A 19397-nucleotide genomic window follows, 5' to 3' on the forward strand; every position below is an offset into this window, starting at 1 on the left:
ATCTCCATATGTCGACAAGGCGTTCGAGTGGATCGGGCTGCGTGAAGCCTAGCCCCCCGCCCCCGGCCGAACCACGGGAACCCCCATGTTTCCTGCCGCCCGCCTCAAAAAACGTTGGCATGACCTCGCAGGTAATCGACCCCCCGTGAGAGGGCGCGGCACAGTGGGGGCGTCGGGTTCCGGGGCCGCGCACTCGGTTCCGGGGCCCGGCTCCCACCTGGCCGTTCGACCTCGACGGAGGCTGATTCCCCATGTCCGCGACCCTGCTCGCCGGTTTCGCCCGTACCGCCGTCCCGCAGCTCGCACTGCGCCGCTTCCTCGCCCTCGACTCCGTCGTCACCACCGGCAACGGCCTCGCCTACGTCGCCTTCTGCGACCCGCTGGGGCGGCTGCTCGGGGTCGGGCAGGAGCTGCTCCTGACCCTCGGCGTCCTGCTGGTGCTCTACGGCGCCGCCGTCGGCGTACTGGCCACGCGCCGCCGGCCCCCGGCGCTCGCCGTGAAGGCCGTCGTCGAGACCAACTACGCCTGGGCCGCGCTGAGCCTGGTGGCCCTCGTCGTCTGGTTCTCGCCGACCGTCGCCGGGACCGTGTGGATCCCGGTGCAGGCCCTGACCGTCGCCGGCTTCGCCGTGCTCCAGCAGCTCGCCCTGCGCTCAGTCGCCGAGTGAGCGCAGGTACTTCACCGTCGCCGGGTCGGCCGGGAGCATCGTCTCGATGGCCAGCTCGGCGACGGTCACGTCCATCGGCGTGTTGAAGGTCGCGATGGACGAGACGAAGGACAGCAGGTGGCCGTCGTGCTCGATGACCAGCGGGAGCGCGATGTACGGGACCGGTTCGCGCGGCTGGGCGTCGTCGGCGCGTTCGGCCACCGGATAGGAGGAGACCTCCTCGTACAGCGCGCGGAGCGGCTCGGAGCGGGCCAGCGCGATCTGGCGTTCCATCTGGGCGAGCAGGTGCCCGCGCCACTCCGCGAGGTTGCGGATCCTCGGGGCGAGGCCCTCGGGGTGCAGGGTGATCCGCATCGCGTTCAGCGGTGGCGTCAGGAGGTGCTGCGGCAGGCCGTCGAGCAGCATCACGATGCCCCGGTTGGCGGCGACGACGTCGTACGTGGCGTCCACCACCAGCGCCGGATAGGGCTCGTAGCCGGTCAGCAGCCGTTCGATGCCCTCGCGCAGGGTCTCCATCGAGGGGTCGTCCAGTGCGGTCTGCGCGTAGCGCGGGGCGTAACCCGCCGCCAGCAGAAGGGAGTTGCGCTCCCGCATCGGGACGTCGAGGCGATCTGCGAGCCGCAGCACCATCTCCTCGCTCGGCCGGGACCGCCCGGTCTCGATGAAGCTGATGTGCCGGGAGGAGGAGTCGGCGCGGCCCGCCAGTTCCAGCTGGCTGATGCCGCGCCGCTCCCGCCATGTGCGGAGCAGGGAGCCGACCGTGGGCGTGGAGGTGGTCATGGCCCCGACGGTAGCCGAGCCCGCCGGGCCGGGACCTCGCGCCGCGATCAGCCGACATCGAAGACGTTGCGCAGGCCGAGGCGGTAGCGCCACCGGTCGTGCCGCTTGGCGGACTCCATCTCCGGCGCCCGGTACAGAGGGCGGACGGTGCACCGTGGTGCCGCCGAACCGTCCTTGTCCAGAAGGCTGTTGACGGCCGCGCGGGCCGAGGCGTTGGCGCCCTCCATCGTCGCCAGGTCGATGTCGACGGCGACGTAGTCCCCGCTGAGGAAGAAGTTCGGGACGCGCGTGCCGGCGCTCGGCCGGTTGCCGAGGGTGCCGACCGGGTGGATCAACAGTTCGTCCTGGTTGGTGGGGTGCGGGGTGCCGAGCCCGTCCACGCCGGGGTCCAGGAACCACGAGTGCAGCTTCGAGTCCGACAGCAGGGTCCTCCCGGTGTCGTTGAGCGAGGCCTTCAGCTGCGCCCACACCTCGCGCGCCACCTCGTCGCGGGTGCACTGCTTGGCCGTCTTCCCGTACAGGATCCCGGGCCTGTCCCACTCGGAGATGTCCACCGACAGGCAGTCGGCCGCCGCCCCGTCGCCGTAGTCGGCGGGGAAGTCCCGCGACGGCCAGTGCTCGGCCTGCTGGATCGCGGTCAGCGACCAGGGCGAGTCGATGCAGTTGAGGTGGCCGTGCACCAGCGGGGCCCGCTCGGTGAGGTAGAACTGGATGCCGGTCATCCAGTCGGTCCGGAGCCTGTCGCAGCGCCCCAGCATCGGATCGGCGGCCCGCAGCCCGGCGCTCCAGGTGCGGCGGGCGTGCTCGACGGGCAGGGCGCTGACGTAGTGGTCGGCGGTCACGGTGTGCCGGGCGCCGTCCGGGCCCTCGACCGCCACCCCGCTGACCCGGCCGGCTCCGTACTGCACCTCCCGTACCGTCCAGCCGATCCTGAACTCCACTCCGAGGGAGCGCAGATGGGTCTCCCAGGGGTCGATCCACGCCTCGTTGGTCGGCAGGTTGAGGATCCGGTCCGGCGGGCCGTCGGCCCCGCGGCCGAGCAGGTTGAAGACGAAGGCCTCGCCGAGGGTGCCGACCGTGCGGGTGGAGGCCTCCTCCGCCTTGGTCGCCACGATGTTGCGGGTGACGCCGACGGCCAGGATGCGCTGGTACTCGTTCGACATCCGGTCGGCCCGGGTGAACTCCCACCACGGCGTGTGCTCCCAGACCTCGGTCCGCCGCTCGTCGCAGCTGGTCAGGAAGACGAGCACGCGGTCGACGAAGTACGCCGTCTCGTGCAGCGGCAGCCGGAACAGGGTCTGCAGGACGCCGGACAGGGCGCGCCGCACCTCGTCGGGGGTCAGGGCGGCGGGGGAGTGCCCGGGCCAGGGGATGGGGCCGCGCAGGTCCTCGCGGCCCCCGGCGCGGGCGAACATCATCTCGGGCGGGGCCACCAGGTTGTCCCACACGCCGTTGGTGTTGCCCGCGAAGGGGATGCGCCGCATGGTGTCGGGCAGGTTGTGGTAGATGCCGGGGATGAAGCGGAAGCCGTGTTCCGCCGGCAGGGCTCTGCGGCCACCGCGGGCGCTGCCCGGCACGTCCATGCTGCGGGCCTTGCCGCCGAGCGCGCGGCGCTCGTAGACGGTGACGGCGTAGCCGCGCTCGGCGAGTTCGTGGGCCGCGGTCAGGCCCGCCACCCCACCGCCGAGGACGGCGACGCGCCGGCCCCTCGGCGGGGGCGGTGCGGGCGGTGCGGCCGGTGCCGCGGCGGTCGCGGCGGCCGCGGCCGGGGCCCCCAGGGCCTGGGCCGACAGGGCCGCGGCGCCCGTGCCCGCGATGAACGTACGCCTGGAACTCCCGGAGCCGGCCATGGCGAATGCCCCCTCGTTACCGCTGGTAACAGTCACGTCGGCGCAGGAGCCTAAGGGGCGGGCGCCGGGGGCGGAAGGTGCAGGAGTACCCGAGCGCACTATGGCGCGAAAGGTTCGATCCGGCGTGCACTGTGGGAACCTTGACTACACGTCACGGAAGAGGGAGCCGGTGCATGCCGAGTGAACCGCTGTCGCAGAAGGAGATCGAGGACCGGTTGCGGGAACTCCCCGGCTGGGCCTTCGAGGACGACCGGATCATCCGTACCTACCGACTGGGCACGCATTTCGCGGCGAGCGCCCTGGTCGCCCACATCGCCTCCGTCCAGGAGGAGTTGAACCACCACTCCGATCTGACGCTCGGTTACAACACCGTGCGGGTCTCCGTGAACAGCCACGACGCCGGAGGCGTGGTCACGGAGACCGACTTCGCCCTCGCCGAGCGCGTCGAGTCCCTCGCCCCCGCCCACGGTGCGCGCTGATGACCACCCCGACAGCGACCGCGGAACCCCTGCTCGACTACGACGCGGAGGCCGCGTTCTACGACGCCACCCGCGGCGGCACCCCCCGCGCCGAGGCCGCCGCCGCGGCGGTCCTCAGCCTCCTCCCGGCCGAGGTGGGCACCCTCCTCGACCTCGGCTGCGGCACGGGCATCGTCACCGCCCGCCTCGCCCGCCCCGGACTGCGCGTCCTGGGCGCCGACGCCTCACACGGCATGGCAGGCGCGGCGCTGCGCCGCGGCGTCCCCGTGGCCCTCGCCGACGCCGCCCGGCTGCCCGTGCGCTCGGGCTCCCTGGACGCGGTGAGCGCGGTGTGGCTGCTGCACCTGCTGCGGGAGCCGGGACTGGTGCCCGCGGTGCTCGCCGAGGCGGCCAGGGTGCTGCGGCCCGGCGGTGTCCTCGTCGCCACCGTGGACAAGGACTCCGCACACGACGTCGGCAGCGACATCGACGCCGTGTTCGCCGCGCACCTGACCCCGACCCCCTCGGACGCCTCCGGGGAGGTCGAGGCGCACGCGGCCCGGGCGGGCCTGCGCCCCGGCGGCGAGGCCCGTTTCACCGGGCACGGCCAGGGCCGCACCCCGCGCGGCTCCGCCGAGGCGCTGCTCGCGGGACGGTACGCCTCGCGCATCGTCCCGCGCGGCATCACCGCGCACGAGCTGGCGGCCCGGCTGGAACTGCTGCCCGACCAGGAAACCCCGCGCGCGGAGCCCACGTACCGCCTGCGGAGCTTCGTACGGGTGTGACGCGCGGGGCCGGGTCCCGGCCGGAGGCTACGCGGGCTCCAGCCGCCACCACTGGGCCGGGGAGTCGGTGTCCTCACCCTGCCGGACCCGGCCCTCCTCGTCGGCCTCCAGGAGCAGGCCGCTGATGCAGGCGATCAGGGACACCACTCCGGGATCGTCGAGGTGTTCCTCGACGATCCACTCCTGTGCGCCGAAGGCGTTGGCCCGCCACACCTGCACCCGGGCGCCGCTGTCCGTCGACGCGTTCGCCACGTCGAGGCGACGCTCGTTGTCCTCGCTCACCACGTGGAAGATCCCGCCGCCGCTGTGCACCGGCGAGATCAGCCAGCGGCGGGCCGCCGCCGGAGCCGGGGGCCCGTCCGGGCCGACCCGCACCCGGGAGGCGCCCTCCAGCTGGAGCACCAGCCCGCTGTCCACGTTACGGATCCGGTAGAGCCCTTCGGGAAGGTTCACCCGGCCGCCCTCACACGTCGAATTCGGCCGGGTCCGGGCCGATCCGGCGGCCCGCCGCGCCGGTGCCCAGGGCGTCCAGGGCGGCCATCTCGACGGCGTCCAGCTCGAATCCGAAGACGTCCAGGTTCTCCCGGATACGGGCGGGGGTCACGGACTTCGGGATCACGACGGTCCCGTGCTGGAGGTGCCAGCGCAGCACCACCTGCGCGGCGCTGCGGCCGTGCGCGGCGGCGATCTCGGTGACGGCCGGCAGCGTGAGGAGTTCCTTGCCCTGGCCGAGCGGCGACCAGGCCTCGGTGACGATCCCGCGCGCGGCGTGCTCGGAGCGCAGCGCGGCCTGCGGGTGCAGCGGGTGGAGCTCGACCTGGTTCACGGCCGGCACCAGGGCGCTCTCGGCGGCGATCCGGTCGAGGTCCTGCGGGCGGAAGTTCGACACGCCGACGGCCTTGGCGCGGCCGCTCGCGGCGATCTCCTCGAAGGTCTTCCAGATGGCGACGAAGTCCTCGCGCATGGGGCGCGGCCAGTGGATCAGGTACAGGTCGACGTGGTCGAGACCCAGCTTGGAGAGGGAGTCGTCGAAGGCGCGCAGCACCGCGTCGCGGCCCCACGTCTGCTTCGGGCCGTTCCACAGCTTGGTGGTGACGAACAGCTCCTCGCGCGGCAGCCCGGAGGCCGCGACGGCCTTGCCCGTGCCCTTCTCGTTGCCGTAGATCGCGGCCGTGTCGATGCTGCGGTAACCGGCCTCCAGGGCGGTCCCCACGGCGCGCTCCGCCTCCGCGTCCGGCACCTGCCAGACGCCGAAGCCGAACTGGGGCATGAGCGTGCCGTTGTTGAGCTTGATGGCCGGGACCTGGTTCACGTCGGGTCGTTCCCTCACGTCGGCGCGTTGGTGCGCGGTGGTACAGCGTCGTACGAGGGGCGACAACCGGCCCCCCGCACGACGTATTCCCGCCACCCGGCCGGCGGGGACGCCCGGGTGGGCCCCCGGCGTGGTCCGGGGCCGCCCGGCTCACGCGGTACCCAGGTACGCCTCCCGGACCCGCGGGTCCGCCCGTACCTCGGCCGGGGTGCCCTCGGCCAGCACCGTCCCGAGGTCCAGTACGACGACCCGCGTGCAGAGGCCCATCACGAAGGCCACGTCGTGCTCGACCAGCAGCACCGCGCAGCCCTCCTCGGCCGCCAGCCGCCGCACCACCGCCGCGAGCCGCTCACGCTCGGGCGCCGACATCCCGGAGGCCGGTTCGTCCAGCAGCAGCACCCGGGGCGGGTCGGCCACCGCGCGCGCCAGCTCCACCATCCGGGCCTGTCCGACGGGCAGCCCGCCGGCGTACGAGGTCCCCAGCGCACCGATCCCGCAGTCGGCCAGGACCCGCTCGCCGCGCATCCGGCGGGCCCGCTCCCGGGCCCGCCGGGCCGGGAGGGCGAGGAGGTCGGCGGCCGGCCCGCCCCCGCCGCCCCGCCACTCCTGCGCCACCAGCACGTTGTCGGCCACGCTGAGCTGCCCGAACAACTGTCGGCGCTGGAACGTCCGGCGCATCCCGTGCCGGGCCCGCCACACGGGGGAGCGGCGCGTGATGTCCGCCCCGTCCAGCAGGATCCGCCCCCGGTCGGGCCGGCGGATCCCCGACAGCACGTCGAACAGCGTGGTCTTACCGGCCCCGTTGGGGCCGATCAGCCCGCACACCTCGCCCGCCCGGATCCCGAGGTCCACCCCGCTCAGCGCCCTGACGCCGCCGAACCGCACGCCGACACCGCCCGCGTGGAGCACGTAGCCGCTCAGGTTCCCGCCGCTCATGTCCCCGCCGCTCATGTCCCCGTCCCCAGATAGGCCTCGGTGAGCCGGTCGGCCTCGACCTCGTCCCGGGGACCGCACCATGCGACCCGGCCCTGGGAGAGGTAGGCCACGGTGTCGGCGACGCCCAGGATCCCCGCGGCCCTCTCCTCCACCAGGAGCAGCGCGGTACCGGCGTCGCGGAGCTCGGTGAGCAGCGCGTACACCTCCTCCGCGACGCGCGGGGCCAGCCCGAGCGAGGGCTCGTCGGCGATCAGCACCTCGGGCGGCCGCTGCAGCAGCGGGGCCAGCGCGAGCATCTGCTGCTCACCGCCGGACAGGGCGCCGGCGTTCACCCGGCGCCGTTCCGCGAGCCGCGGGAAGCGGTCGTAGACGGCGGCCCGGGCACCGGCCTCCGGGAGGTACAGGGCCAGGTTCTCCTCGATCGTGAGCGACGGGAAGATCCCCCGGCCCTCGGGGGCGAGCAGCACCCCGGCCCGCGCCCGGCGGAGCGGCCCGTCGGCGGTGGCGTCCCGCCCGCGTATCCGTACCTCCCCGCCGGCAACGGGCAGCGCCCCGGCGGCGACCCGGCACGCGGTGCTCTTCCCGGCTCCGTTCGGCCCGAGCACGGCGAGGATCTCCCCGCGCCGCACGACGAGATCGACCCCGTGCAGCACGAGCCCGCCGTCGTACCCGGCGGTGACGCCGCGCAGCTCCAGGGCGGCATCGGCCCCGTCGGGGTCCGAGGCGCGGGGGTCCGGGCGCGGCGCCCCCGACGGGGCCGGGGCGGAGCGCTTGGAAGCGGAGCCCCGGGAAGCGGCGGCGCGCCGCCGTGCCCGCCGCACCGGCACGGCCGCGCAGTACCCGTCGGGGTCGTTGGCCAGGGCCAGCCCGGCCAGGCCGAAGAGGATCACCGGCAGGTGCGCGGACTCCGTCACGTAGTCGGACAGCAGCCGCGGGGCCACCGCGTACACCAGCCCCGCCACCACCGCGTACTGCGGCCGCCGCACGCCCGCCGCCACCACGACCGCCAGCCACACCAGCCCTGTCATCGCCGTGAAGTCCGTGGCCGTGATCCGGGTGTTGTACGAGGCGTACAGCACGCCCCCGAATCCGGCCAGCCCGGCGGACAGGGTGAAGAGCAGCAGCTTCGTGCGCAGCACCGACACGCCCGAGGCCGCCGCCGCGGCCGGGGCCGACCGTACGGCGAGCATCGCGCGACCCGACGGGGATCCGCGCAGCGCGCTCAGCCCGGCGGCGACCAGCGCGACGAGCACCACCAGGGCCACCCCGAGCGCCCGGTCGTCGGCCAGGTCCACCGGTCCGAGGACCGGCCGCGGGACCGACCAGCCGGTGTCGCCGTTGCGCAGCCACCTCAGCTGGAACAGCACCTGGTCGGCGAGGAACGCCAGGGCCAGCGTGGCCAGCGCCAGCGACCTGCCGCCCAGCCGCAGTGCCGGCAGCGCGACCAGTGCCCCCAGGACGGCCGCCGCGCAGGTGCCCACGGCCAGCGCGGCCACGAACGGCCAGCCGCGGCTCATGAGCAGCCCGGCCACGAGCGCGGCCCCCGTCACGAAGGTGCCCTGGGCGAGGGAGACCATGGCGCCGAGCCCGGTCACCACGGTGAAGGACATGAACACCAGGGCCACGGCCAGCCCCTGTGCCAGCAGCCCGCTCCAGAACGGTGTCGTCACGGTGTAGAAGGCGAGGCACAGCAGCCCCGCGCCCGCCGCCCACACACCCCACCGCCGCCCCCAGGAGGCCCCGGCCAGGTGGTCCACCGGCGGGGCGTCCACGGCCGCGACCCCTGCGGTCCGGGCCCTACGGGTCAGTACGAGCAGCCCGCCGAACAGGATCAGGAAGGGCACCGCCGTACGGAAGCCGGTGATGGACTCGGCGAAGGACGCGTACCCCGCCACCAGGTTCTGCAGGACCCCCAGCCCCAGCCCGCCCGCGAAGGCGAGCGGCACGGACGCGAACCGGCCGATGACCGCGGCCGTGGCCGACACGAACAGGAACAGCGTGAAGTCGTGCGCCGACAGCCCCAGCAGCGGCGTCGCCAGCACCCCGGCCAGCCCGGCCAGCGCCGACGCGGTCATCCACGCCACCGACGACAGCCGGTCGGCGCTGATCCCGCGCAGCTCGGTCAGCGAGCGGTTGTCGACGGCCGCACGCAGCTGCAGCCCGATCCGCGTGTGCCGCATCAGCACCCATAGGGCCACCGCCACCAGCGCGGTGACCAGCCAGGTGATGAGCTGGTCGGAGTCGATGCCGACCCCCTCCATGAGCTGCCAGGACTTCGCCGGGCTCGGCCCCACGCCCGGCAGCCCGAACCGGTTCTCGGCCGGTTTCACCGGGGCGCCCGCGTCCGCCAGCAGCTCGACCGCCCACAGCCCGGCGGCGGGCAGGGCCACCAGGAGCCCGATGGTCGCCACGATCTGCGCCGTCTCACCGACCTGCGCCAGCCGCCGGAACATCAGCCGGTCCAGTCCCCAGCCGAGACCGGGGGCGAGGACGAACACCACGAGCAGCGCCGCCGGGACCGCCGGCCAGCCCAGCCCGGAGTGCAGTTCGTAGAAGGTGAGCGCGCACAGGTAGGCGGTGGCCCCGTGCGCGAAGTTGAACAGCCCGGACGCCGAGTACGAGAGCACCAGCCCGGTGGCGAGCAGTGCGTACAGGGCGCCGGAGACCAGACCGCTCAGGACGAAGACGAGCAGATCCCCCATGCCGTGGTCCTACTTGAAGGGGATGGGCTCGTAGCACTTGAACGGGACGGAGACCTCGTACGCGCCGTTCTTCAGCTGGACGAGCGCCCCACAGCCGAAGCTGTCCTTCTGCCCCTTGGGCAGCGCGCGGTCGCCGACGAGCGTGCCGGTGTCGGAGAAGCTCTGCGCGGCGGCCTGGAAGGACTCGACGGTCAGGTCCTTGCCGGCCTTCTGCGCGATGGACAGGAACAGGTCGGCCGACATGTACCCGGTGAGCATGTGCATGCTCAGGGGGACGTCCTTGCCGCCCGCAGCCGCCTTGATGTCGGCCTTGAACCGCGCCATGTTCGGATCGTCCGACTCGAACGGCTGGAACTGCAGCAGCACGTGCACCCCGTCGAGGGCCTGCCGGGTGGCGTCCTGGGCGAGCAGCCCGGGGTCGTAGTCGGTGGGGTCGGAGAGCAGGCCCTTGTAGCCGCTGCGCTTGAGCGCGGTGAACAGCCCGATGTTGTTGGGGGTCTGCATGACGGAGACCACGGCGTCCGGGGCCCTGCCGTCGTTGCTGGAGAGGATCTCCTTCACGTAGGCGGACCAGTCGCTGGGGACGGCGGTGGCCGGCACGGAGGCCTTGGCGTAGGAGACCGTGAAGCCGGCGCTGGTGAAGCCCTGCTGGAAGGTCCGGATGCCGAACTTGCCCGCGTCGCTGTCGTTGGCGATGACCGCGACCGACTTGCCGCGGGCGCCGCCGAGGATCCGGCCGATGCCCTCGGGCCAGGTCTGGTTCAGGGTGCCGCCGGGGGTGGGGACCAGGCAGCCGTTGAAGCCGTAGATGTGCTGGGGCCCGCAGAAGGCGGGCAGGGTGCCCCAGCCGAAGGTGGGGACCTTCTCCTGCTCCAGGAAGTCGGCGCCGGAGAAGGTCACCGAACTCATGGGGGAGACCGCGAAGACCTTGTCCTGCTGGACGAGTTTGCGGGCGGCGGCCATGTTCTTCGCGGGGTCCTGCCCGTCGTCCTCCGCGCCGAGGTATTCGATCTTGCGGCCGTGGACGCCGCCCTCGGCGTTGGCTCTCAGGTAGCGGGCCCTGGCGCCGAGGTCGGTGTCCTTCTTGCTGTAGCCGCTGGCGGTGGTCATCGAGACGATGCCGCCGACCTTGATGGAGTCGGCGGTCACCCCGCGCGTGGTGGCGGGCGCGTCGCCGGAGCCGCCCGGAGAGGTGCCGTTGGTGGAGGCGGAGTTGCAGGCGGAGACGAGCGCGACGGCCGCTGCCGCGGCGGCCAGGGTGCGGATCGGACGCAACATGTCGGGGATCCCCCTCCGGTCGGAATCCCCGCATTCTGTGCGCGACCTGACGGATGGTCAATATCGATGACGCGCTGAAGTGACGAACCGTCAGATGCGCTGGTTCCCGTGCTCGACTCCCGACTCCCGACTCCCGACTCCCGATCCGGCTCCCGGCTCCCGATCCGGCTCCGGATTCCTGGATCACGTCCGGTAGAGCTCGGCGACCTCCTTCGCGTACGCCTTCTCGATCGCCCGGCGCTTGAGCTTCAGCGAAGGGGTCAGCAAGCCCCGCTCCTCGGTGAACTGCTCGGCCAGCACCCGGAAGGTGCGGATCGCCTCCGCCTGCGAGACCAGGGTGTTGGCGGCCACCACCGCCCGGCGGACCTCCGCCGTCAGCTCCGGATCGCTCACGAGGTCCGCGGCCGGCATCTGCGGTCTGCCGCGCATCGACAGCCAGTGCGCTATGCCCTCCGTGTCCAGGGTGAGCAGCGCCGCGATGTACGGCCGGTCGTTGCCCACCAGCACGCACTGCGCCACCAGCGGATGCGAACGGACCCGCTCCTCCAGCGCAGCCGGGGCGACGCTCTTGCCGTTGGACGTCACCAGGATGTCCTTCTTGCGTCCGGTGATGACCAGGTAGCCGTCCTCGTCCAGCCGCCCCAGGTCCCCGGTCGCCAGCCAGCCGCCGCGCAGCACCGCCTCCGTGGCGCGCGGATCGCCCAGGTACCCGGAGAAGACGTGCCCGCCGTGCAGCCAGACCTCCCCGTCGTCCGCGATGTGCACCGTGCTCCCCGGGATCGGCCGGCCCACCGTGCCGTACTTCGTTGCCTCCGGAGGGTTCGCGGTGGCCGCCGCGCAGGACTCGGTCAGCCCGTACCCCTCGAACACCGTGATCCCCGCGCCGTCGAAGAACAGCCCGAGACGGCGGGACATCGCCGACCCGCCGGACATGGCGTACCGCACCCGCCCGCCCATCGCCTCGCGGACCTTGCCGTAGACGAGCTTCTCGAAGAGCCGGTGCTCCATCCGCAGCGTCGCCGAGGGGCCCGGACCGGTGCCGAACGCCTTCCGCTCGCGCGCCTCCGCATACCGCACGGCCGTCTCCACGGCCCGGTCGAAGGGTCCCGTGCGCCCCTCCGCCTCCGCCTTGCGGCGGGCGGTCGCGAAGACCTTCTCGAAGACGTACGGGACGCCGAGCACGAAGGTCGGCCGGAACGCCGCGAGGTCCGGCATCAGCTCGGCCGCCGCCAGCACCGGCTGGTGCCCGAGCTTGACCCGCGCCCGGACCGCCGCCACCTCCACCATCCGCCCGAAGACGTGGGCCAGCGGCAGGAACAGCAGGGTCGACGGCCGGTCGCCCTGCCTGCCCTGGAACACGGACTCCCAGCGGGCCACCAGGGTGTCCGTCTCGTACATGAAATTGGCGTGCGTGAGCACGCACCCCTTGGGCCGGCCGGTGGTCCCCGAGGTGTAGATGACGGTGGCCGTCGCATCGGGCGTCACCGCGCCGCGGTGGCGGTGCACGACGTCCTCGGCCACCGAGCGGCCGGCCGCGACGAGGTCGTCCACCGCCCCGGCGTCCAGCTGCCACAGCCGTCGCAGGTGGGGGAGCCGGTCGATGACCGAGCCCACCGTCATGGCCTGGTCCTCGTTCTCCACGACGCAGGCGGTGCAGGCGGTGTCGTGGAGGATCCAGTGCACCTGCTCGGTGGACGACGTCGGATAGACGGGGACGGGCTGCGCGCCGATCGCCCACAGGGCGAAGTCGAACAGCGTGAACTCGTAGCGGGTGCGGGACATGACGGCCACCCGGTCGCCGAAGCGCACCCCCTGGGCCAGCAGTCCCTTGGCGAGCGCCAGCACCTCGGCCGCCAGCTCACCGGACGTCACGTCCCGCCACACCCCGTCGGTCTTCCGGCCGAGGACCACCCGGTCCGGTTCTTCCCGGGCGTGCTGGAAGACGGCGTCGGCCAGGCCGCCGACGGGCGCGCCCGTGACGACCGGTGGGACGGTGATCTCACGCAAGGCCCCGCTCCTCTCCGCGCGCCGCGGTGAACGTACCTCAGTGTCAAGGGGGGTTGATGGGCGTTCGGACACTTCCACAAGACCTCCCCAGTGATCACGCCGTTCACGCTGCTGACGTGCGGCTCGCAGGGCGCGGGCCGGTCCCCGTGCGCCCTGTGGCCACCCCCGTGCGCCGGGCGCCGGGCCGATGCGCCGGGCGGTCCGCCGGGCGCCGGGCCGATGCCGTCCACGGGCCGGGGCGCCGGGTGGTGCGACGGCCCCCTGCCGGGCGGCCGGGGACACGGTCCGCCGGGGCCGGCCGCAGACGGTCCGCCGGTGATTCGACGGTCCGGCGAGCGGTCCGGCGAGCGGCCGACGTCCGGTCCGGCGGTGCGCGACGGTCAGCCGGAGCGGGTCAGCCGGTCCGCGCCCGAGAGGACCGCCGCCGCCAGTGCCTCGGCCGCGGGCGACGCACGCGGGCCGCGCAGCAGGGCGAACTCCACCGGCCCCAGCTCGGGCAGCCCGCCGACCCGCACCAGCCCGGGCGGGATCAGCCCCCGCGTGTGCGCCATCACGCCCAGCCCGGCCCGGGCCGCCGCGACCAGACCGCTCAGGCTGCCGCTCGTGCACGCGATCCGCCACGCCCGCCCGTCCCGTTCGAGCACCTCCAGCGCCCGCGCCCGGGTGATACCGGGCGGCGGGAAGACGATCAACGGAACCGGGCGCTCGGGATCCACCCGTAGCCCCTCCGCGCCGATCCACACCATCCTGTCCCGCCAGACCAGCCGGCCCCGCTCGTCCCCCGGACCCCGCCGCTTCGCCAGCACCAGGTCGAGGCGGCCCGCGTCCAGCCGCTCGTGCAGCGTGCCCGACAGCTCCACCGACAGCTCCAGGTCCACCTCGGGGTGCTCGTGCCGGAACCCCTCGAGGATCTCCGGCAGCCGCGACAGCACGAAGTCCTCCGAGGCACCGAACCGCAGCCGCCCCCGCAGCCGCGTCCCCGTGAAGAAGGCTGCCGCCCGCTCGTGCGCCTCCAGGATCGTCCGCGCGAAGCCGAGCATCGCCTCGCCGTCCTCCGTCAGCTCCACGCTGTGCGTGTCCCGCAGGAACAGCGGCCGCCCCGTCGCCTCCTCCAGCCGCCGCACGTGCTGGCTCACGGTGGACTGCCGTACGCCGAGACGCCCCGCGGCCTGCGTGAAGCTCAGCGTCTGGGCCACCGTGAGGAACGTCCGCAACTGCACCGGGTCGTACATGCCCCCATCGTAGGTCGGCTCATCTCGATCCGTGATGACAGTGAGAGCGGTGTACGGGTTTCCCGATCACCGGCGGGGGCCGACCATGAAGGGGCACCGAGAAAGGGACGAAGAGCATCCGGTCCCACCGCCCCGACAGCAAGTGAGCACCCTGCGCATGCGCCGCCCGTACCTCCCCGCCCGGCTCCCCGTGGACCCGTACGTCCTGGCCCTGCTCGGCACCGTCGGCCTCGCCGCCCTGCTCCCCGCCCGCGGCGCGGCCGCCGCAGCCGCCGGCGTCGCCTCCACCGCCGCCGTGGCCCTGCTCTTCTTCCTCTACGGCGCCCGGCTCTCCACCCGCGAGGCGCTCGACGGCCTGCGCCACTGGCGGCTGCACCTCACCGTGCTCGCCTGCACCTTCCTGCTCTTCCCGGTCCTCGGCCTGGCCCTGTGCGCCCTCGCCCCCGGCCTCCTGCCGCCCGCGCTCCGGAGCGGACTGCTCTTCCTCTGCCTGGTCCCCTCGACCGTCCAGTCCTCGATCGCCTTCACCTCGATCGCCCGCGGCAACGTCCCCGCCGCGATCTGTGCCGGCTCCTTCTCCAGCATGGCCGGCATCGTGCTCACCCCTCTGCTCGCGGCGGTCCTGCTCGGCGGCCGCACGGGCGGCTTCTCCGCCGACGCCATCCTCAAGATCACCCTCCAGCTCCTGCTGCCCTTCCTCCTGGGCCAGGCCCTGCGCCGCTGGGTCGGCGGCTTCGTCACCCGCCACAAGAAGACCCTCGGGTACGTCGACCGCGGCTCGATCCTGCTCGTGGTCTACACGGCCTTCAGCGCGGGCATGGCCGCCGGCATCTGGCAGCAGGTGAGCCCGCTGCGCCTGGGCGCGCTGATGCTGCTGGAAGCCGTACTCCTCACGGTCATGCTGCTCGTCACCTGGTACGGCGCTGCCCGCCTCGGTTTCGGCCGCGAGGACCGCATCGCCATCCAGTTCGCCGGGTCGAAGAAGAGCCTGGCCGCCGGACTCCCCATGGCCAGCGTCCTGTTCGGGGCCCAGGCCGGCCTCGCCGTGCTCCCGCTGATGCTGTTCCACCAGATGCAGCTGATGGTCTGCGCGGTACTCGCCCGGCGCCGCGCCCAGGACACGAGGCCCGAACTCCCCGCCGACCGTGTGGCGGAGGTCTCCCGCCCGGCCCGACCGACGTCCTCTCCGCACCGGTAACGTACGGTGGTGACCTGGATACGCCCGCTCGGTGCCCACGCCCCACGCCCCTGCACCCTGGTGGTCTGCCGCGGCTGCTGCTGCGGCGACCCCCGCAAGAACCCCGGCTCCGACCACGCGGGCCAGCTCGCCCGGCTGCGCGAGGCCGCGGCCGCCTCCGGGGGCCGCCTGGCCGTCCGTACCAGCGACTGCCTCGGCCCCTGCGCCCAGGCCAACGTCATCGTGGTCCAGCCCACCAGCGAGGCCCGCCGCCGCGGCGCCCGCGCGGTCTGGTTCGGCTGGGCCCTCGACGACACCGCCACCGACGAGATCATCGCCTGGGCCGAGTCCGGCGGCCCGGGCGCCACCCCGCTCCCGGCCACCCTGGACCTCCACCGCATCGACCCGCCGGCCCCGAAACCCCCGGCCGACGCCGGCCGCCGCTCCCGCCGACGGCGCTGACGTGCAGAACCTGGCCCGCGCGGTGCTCGTGCTGTTCGGTCTGCTGGTCCCGGTCACCGTGGACCTGGCCTTCTCGATCGAGGGCAGCAAGCCCTCTGTGCCGCTGACGGCGCAGGACGTCACCGGCACGTGGCAGGGGGACCGCGGAGGCCGGCTCGAGGTGCTGGCGGGCGGCCGGGTCCGTCTCACGGACGTCTCAGGCTGGCGATGCGCCCGGGACCGGCAGTCGGCAGTATTCACCGGCGAGGGCACCTGGACCATCGACCGGCACTCCGACGAGGACCCGGGGATCCTGATCCTGATCAAGTCCGCGGTCTACGGAACCCCCGCCGTGCAGGTCTGCGACGACTGGTTCACGCTCCACGGCACCGGCAAGGAGGGCACGACCGGCGACGGCAGCGACGTGCGGGCCTCGTTCCTGGGCTACGAACGCGGCAGCAGGGAGCTGTTCCGGCGCGTCGCTACAGGGTGATCCGCTCCTCGCCCGCGTAGATGTTCATGTCCGGGCCCCGCAGGAAGCCGACCAGGGTCATGCCCGACTCCACCGCCAGGTCCACCGCCAGCGAGGACGGCGCGGAGACCGCCGCCAGCACCGGAATCCCCGCCATCACGGCCTTCTGCGCGAGCTCGAAGGAGGCCCGGCCCGACACCAGCAGCACCGCGCCCGCCAGCGGGAGCCGTCCCGCCTGCAGTGCCCTGCCGACGATCTTGTCCACCGCGTTGTGCCGGCCCACGTCCTCACGCAGGTCGAGCAGTTCGCCCTGCGCCGTGAACAGCCCCGCCGCGTGCAGGCCGCCCGTACGGTCGAAGACCTTCTGGGCCGCCCGCAGCCGGTCCGGGAGCCCGGTCAGGACCTCCACGGGCACACGTACCGGATCGGTGGCGACCCCCGGGAACCGGGTCGCCGTCCGGACCGCGTCGAGACTGGCCTTCCCGCACAGGCCGCAGGACGAGGTGGTGTAGACGTTCCGCTCCAGCGTGATGTCCGGCACCGGGACCCCGGCGGCCAGCTGGACGTTCACCACGTTGTAGGTGTTGGAGCCGTCCGCCGTCGCCCCCTCGCAGTACGTGACCGCCTGCACGTCCGACGCGCCGGCGAGCACGCCCTCGCTCACCAGGAAGCCCACCGCCAGGGCGAAGTCGTCGCCCGGCGTCCGCATGGTGATGGCCAGCGGTCGGCCGTTGAGGCGTATCTCCAGCGGCTCCTCGGCCACCAGGGTGTCCGGGCGGACACCCGCCCCGCCGCTCCGGATCCGGACGACGCGACGGCGCTCGGTGACCCGTCCCATGGTGATCAGCCCACCCCTTCTGTTTCTCGCCGAAGTCCGACGTACTCATTCTCCCGGTTCCGCATCCGACCTGGTCCCGGGCAGGGAGCTCCTCGGGAAGCTCCAAAATCAGGGGCCGGAATCCTGTCGGGTCACGCGCATATGTACCCATCGGTAGCAGGCAAAGCTGGGTGATCCTGACTTGCCTACGAGGGGGGACCCCGCCCATGACCGGTTCACGCGTGGTGGCGCTAGGGCACTACCAGCCCGCGAAAGTGCTCACCAACGAGGACCTCGCGGCCATGGTCGACACCACCGACGAGTGGATCCGCTCCCGCGTCGGCATCCGTACCCGCCACATGGCCGGCCCGGACGAGCCGGTCGACGAGCTGGCCTTCCACGCGGCCGGTAAGGCACTGGCCGGCGCCGGACTGACCCCGGACGACATCGACCTCGTCCTGGTCGCCACCTCCACCGCGATCGACCGTTCGCCCAACATGGCCGCGCGCGTCGCCGCCAAGCTGGGCATGGGCGGCAGCCCCGCCGTCATGGACATCAACGTCGTCTGCTCGGGCTTCACCCACGCCCTGGCCACGGCCGACCACGCCATCCGGGCCGGCTCCGCCACCCGCGCGCTGGTCATCGGCGCCGACAAGATGACCGAGATCACCGACTGGGCCGACCGCACCACCTGCGTCCTCACCGGCGACGGCGCGGGCGCGGCCGTCGTCGAGGCCTGCGACGAGGCCGGTATCGGCCCGGTGCTGTGGGGTTCGGTCCCGGAGATGGGCAACGCCGTCCGCATCGAGGGCTCGCCGCCGGTCTTCGCCCAGGAAGGCCAGTCCGTCTACCGCTGGACCACCAGCCAGCTCCCGCCGCTCGCCCGCAAGGTGTGCGAGAAGGCGGGCATCGCACCCGAAGACCTGGCCGCGGTCGTCCTCCACCAGGCGAACCTGCGCATCATCGAGCCGCTCGCCGCCAGGATCGGGGCGGTCAACGCCGTCGTCGCCCGCGACGTCGTGGACTCCGGCAACACCTCGGCGGCGAGCATCCCGATGGCCCTGTCGAAGCTGGTCCAGCGCGGCGAGATCCCCTCCGGCGCCCCGGTCCTGCTCTTCGGCTTCGGCGGCAACCTCTCCTACGCGGGCCAGGTCATCAGCTGCCCGTGACGCCTTCCGCGACCGCTCCCCGCGACGCCCCCGCGGCGGGGGAGCGGGCGCCCTCGGCGATCACCGCGCCGACCAGGACGACCGCCAGGGCCACCAGCTGGCCCGCTCCCGTCCACCGGGTCCCCACGGCCACCGTGGCGAGCGCGAGGACCAGGGCCGTGGCGCGGTAGCGGGCCGGACCGATGCCCAGCGCCGCACGGAAGACCAGGTTCCCGGCCAGGTACAGGGCCACCCCGCCGGCCAGCGCCACCGCCGGACCGCTGTGCAGGTGCTCCCCGAGGTGCCCGATCGTCTTCTTCACCCCGGCCGCGAAGACGGCGATGCCCAGCAGCACGGGCAGGAAGGCGTAGTAGTACGCCGCCATCGCCAGCTTGAAACGCCGGTCCGGCGGCATCTGCGCGAAGACCTCCTCGGCCCGGCCCTCGTCGCGCACGAAGTACATCCACCACATCGCCGACGCGATCGTCAGCGCCAGGAACGTACCGCCCGCGATCCCGGCGGACAGCGGCAGCGAGCCCACTCCGATGCCGATCGCGATCACCGACTCGCCGAAGACGATGATCAGCAGCAGGCCGTGCCGCTCCACCAGGTGCGCGGCGTTCATCCCGCCGAGCTGGTCGCCGACCGTCTGCTCGGGCACCTCCGGCTCCGCGGCGGCCCCGCTCGCCGCGACCCGCTGCACGACCATCGGTGTCACGAACTGGAGCAGCAGCGCCAGCAGCCACAGCCCCCAGGCCGGCAGTCCGTCGAAGAACCCGGCGGCCGTCACCGCCAGCGCGCACAGCACGTTGGGCAGCGCGAACCACAGCACCCCGCGGCCGTGCGCCTGTGTGAACAGCGCGCCGTGCACCAGGACGACCAGCAGGTAGCCCAGGCCGAAGGCGACACCGCCCGCGCCGAAGGCGGTGGGCACGGCCAGCGCGCACACCATGAACGCGCCCATGGCGAGCATCAGGAGCACGCGCCGGACGGTGCGGTCGGGCGGCACCTGGTTGGTCAGGTGCGCGTAGCCCCCGTACATCCAGAACAGCACGGTGAAGATGAGCAGGACCTGCCCGGCGCCCCGCGGGGTCAGGTCGTCCGCCAGCAGCACCGTCAACTGCGTGATGGTGAAGACGAAGACGAGGTCGAAGAACAGCTCCAGCGTGCTGACGCGGTGCTCGGTTTCCATGCGCGGCTCCCCCGGATGTGTGCGCAGCCATCCGACCGCCCCTGGCCCACTGCTGTCCACCCGGATCCCCACATCCGCCGCCCGGGCCGCGGCGAGACGTACCGTCCCGCCACCTCTCGTTCGGACATGCCCGCAGGTCAGC

Annotated in this window: 18 protein-coding genes; 7 read left to right on the forward strand and 11 right to left on the reverse strand. The window is 73.4% G+C overall.

Features of this window, described 5'->3' with window-relative positions; all coding sequences use genetic code 11:
- Positions 1-251: 251 nt before the first annotated feature.
- Positions 252-668 (forward strand): hypothetical protein, encoded by a 417-nt coding sequence (locus tag IH80_RS0122740; RefSeq protein ID WP_030962875.1) that lies wholly within the window; start codon positions 252-254, stop codon positions 666-668.
- On the opposite strand, the gene IH80_RS0122745 is transcribed toward IH80_RS0122740, so the two are convergent.
- Complete coding sequence (locus IH80_RS0122745; protein WP_030962876.1) at positions 654-1448, reverse strand: helix-turn-helix domain-containing protein; 795 nt, start codon at positions 1446-1448, stop codon at positions 654-656. The genes IH80_RS0122740 and IH80_RS0122745 overlap by 15 nt on opposite strands.
- A 47-nt stretch (positions 1449-1495) precedes the next feature.
- On the reverse strand, positions 1496-3298 hold the full coding sequence (locus tag IH80_RS0122750) for a hydroxysqualene dehydroxylase (RefSeq protein WP_030962878.1): 1803 nt from the start codon (positions 3296-3298) through the stop codon (positions 1496-1498).
- A 173-nt stretch (positions 3299-3471) separates the two neighbouring features.
- Here IH80_RS0122750 and IH80_RS0122755 point away from each other — a divergent pair, with 173 nt between their 5' ends.
- The gene (locus IH80_RS0122755) at positions 3472-3777 is read left to right on the forward strand and encodes a 4a-hydroxytetrahydrobiopterin dehydratase (RefSeq protein ID WP_030962879.1); all 306 of its coding nucleotides are present in this window, start codon (positions 3472-3474) and stop codon (positions 3775-3777) included.
- Complete coding sequence (locus IH80_RS0122760) at positions 3777-4541, forward strand: class I SAM-dependent methyltransferase (protein WP_234432348.1); 765 nt, start codon at positions 3777-3779, stop codon at positions 4539-4541. The genes IH80_RS0122755 and IH80_RS0122760 overlap by 1 nt, the downstream gene beginning before the upstream one ends.
- A 27-nt stretch (positions 4542-4568) precedes the next feature.
- On the opposite strand, the gene IH80_RS0122765 is transcribed toward IH80_RS0122760, so the two are convergent.
- From IH80_RS0122765 to IH80_RS0122795, 7 genes are all read right to left on the reverse strand, one after another.
- Positions 4569-4994: an RICIN domain-containing protein gene (locus tag IH80_RS0122765; RefSeq protein WP_030962882.1), complete on the reverse strand. Its 426-nt coding sequence runs from the start codon at positions 4992-4994 to the stop codon at positions 4569-4571.
- Positions 4995-5004: 10 nt separating this feature from the next.
- On the reverse strand, positions 5005-5853 hold the full coding sequence (locus tag IH80_RS0122770) for an aldo/keto reductase (protein ID WP_030962884.1): 849 nt from the start codon (positions 5851-5853) through the stop codon (positions 5005-5007).
- A 150-nt stretch (positions 5854-6003) separates the two neighbouring features.
- Positions 6004-6804: an ABC transporter ATP-binding protein gene (locus IH80_RS0122775; protein WP_420708833.1), complete on the reverse strand. Its 801-nt coding sequence runs from the start codon at positions 6802-6804 to the stop codon at positions 6004-6006.
- Positions 6801-9491 (reverse strand): ABC transporter permease subunit, encoded by a 2691-nt coding sequence (locus IH80_RS0122780; protein ID WP_030962886.1) that lies wholly within the window; start codon positions 9489-9491, stop codon positions 6801-6803. Before IH80_RS0122780 ends, IH80_RS0122775 begins: the two co-directional genes overlap by 4 nt.
- 9 nt (positions 9492-9500) lie before the next feature.
- Complete coding sequence (locus IH80_RS0122785; RefSeq protein WP_030962888.1) at positions 9501-10769, reverse strand: ABC transporter substrate-binding protein; 1269 nt, start codon at positions 10767-10769, stop codon at positions 9501-9503.
- Positions 10770-10952: 183 nt separating this feature from the next.
- Positions 10953-12776, reverse strand: a complete 1824-nt coding sequence (locus tag IH80_RS0122790) for an AMP-dependent synthetase/ligase (protein ID WP_030962889.1) — start codon at positions 12774-12776, stop codon at positions 10953-10955.
- Between the two features lie 380 nt (positions 12777-13156).
- Positions 13157-14008 carry a LysR substrate-binding domain-containing protein gene (locus tag IH80_RS0122795; RefSeq protein WP_030962890.1) on the reverse strand — a complete coding sequence of 284 codons (852 nt, stop codon included), beginning with the start codon at positions 14006-14008 and terminating at the stop codon, positions 13157-13159.
- 157 nt (positions 14009-14165) lie between these two features.
- On the opposite strand from IH80_RS0122795, the gene IH80_RS0122800 reads away from it, so the two are divergent.
- Genes IH80_RS0122800 through IH80_RS0122810 form a run of 3 tightly spaced genes read left to right on the forward strand, consistent with a single transcriptional unit; the run spans position 14166 to position 16119 of the window.
- On the forward strand, positions 14166-15206 hold the full coding sequence (locus IH80_RS0122800) for a bile acid:sodium symporter family protein (protein WP_030962892.1): 1041 nt from the start codon (positions 14166-14168) through the stop codon (positions 15204-15206).
- Between the two features lie 9 nt (positions 15207-15215).
- Complete coding sequence (locus IH80_RS0122805) at positions 15216-15647, forward strand: (2Fe-2S) ferredoxin domain-containing protein (RefSeq protein WP_199819294.1); 432 nt, start codon at positions 15216-15218, stop codon at positions 15645-15647.
- A 1-nt stretch (position 15648) separates the two neighbouring features.
- The gene (locus tag IH80_RS0122810) at positions 15649-16119 is read left to right on the forward strand and encodes a hypothetical protein (RefSeq protein WP_030962895.1); all 471 of its coding nucleotides are present in this window, start codon (positions 15649-15651) and stop codon (positions 16117-16119) included.
- Here IH80_RS0122810 and fdhD read toward each other — a convergent pair.
- Entirely contained in the window at positions 16109-16936 is an 828-nt protein-coding gene (gene fdhD, locus IH80_RS0122815; protein ID WP_030962896.1) for a formate dehydrogenase accessory sulfurtransferase FdhD, read from the reverse strand. The two genes, IH80_RS0122810 and fdhD, sit on opposite strands and share 11 nt — an antisense overlap.
- A gap of 206 nt (positions 16937-17142) precedes the next feature.
- Here fdhD and IH80_RS0122820 point away from each other — a divergent pair, with 206 nt between their 5' ends.
- The gene (locus IH80_RS0122820) at positions 17143-18084 is read left to right on the forward strand and encodes a beta-ketoacyl-ACP synthase III (RefSeq protein ID WP_030962898.1); all 942 of its coding nucleotides are present in this window, start codon (positions 17143-17145) and stop codon (positions 18082-18084) included.
- Here IH80_RS0122820 and IH80_RS0122825 read toward each other — a convergent pair.
- Positions 18071-19255, reverse strand: coding sequence for a low temperature requirement protein A (locus tag IH80_RS0122825; protein ID WP_051809779.1), 1185 nt, complete (start codon positions 19253-19255; stop codon positions 18071-18073). The genes IH80_RS0122820 and IH80_RS0122825 overlap by 14 nt on opposite strands.
- Between the last annotated feature and the right edge of the window lie 142 nt (positions 19256-19397).

It is taken from the genome of Streptomyces sp. NRRL S-378 (assembly GCF_000720645.1).
Lineage (GTDB): Bacteria > Actinomycetota > Actinomycetes > Streptomycetales > Streptomycetaceae > Streptomyces.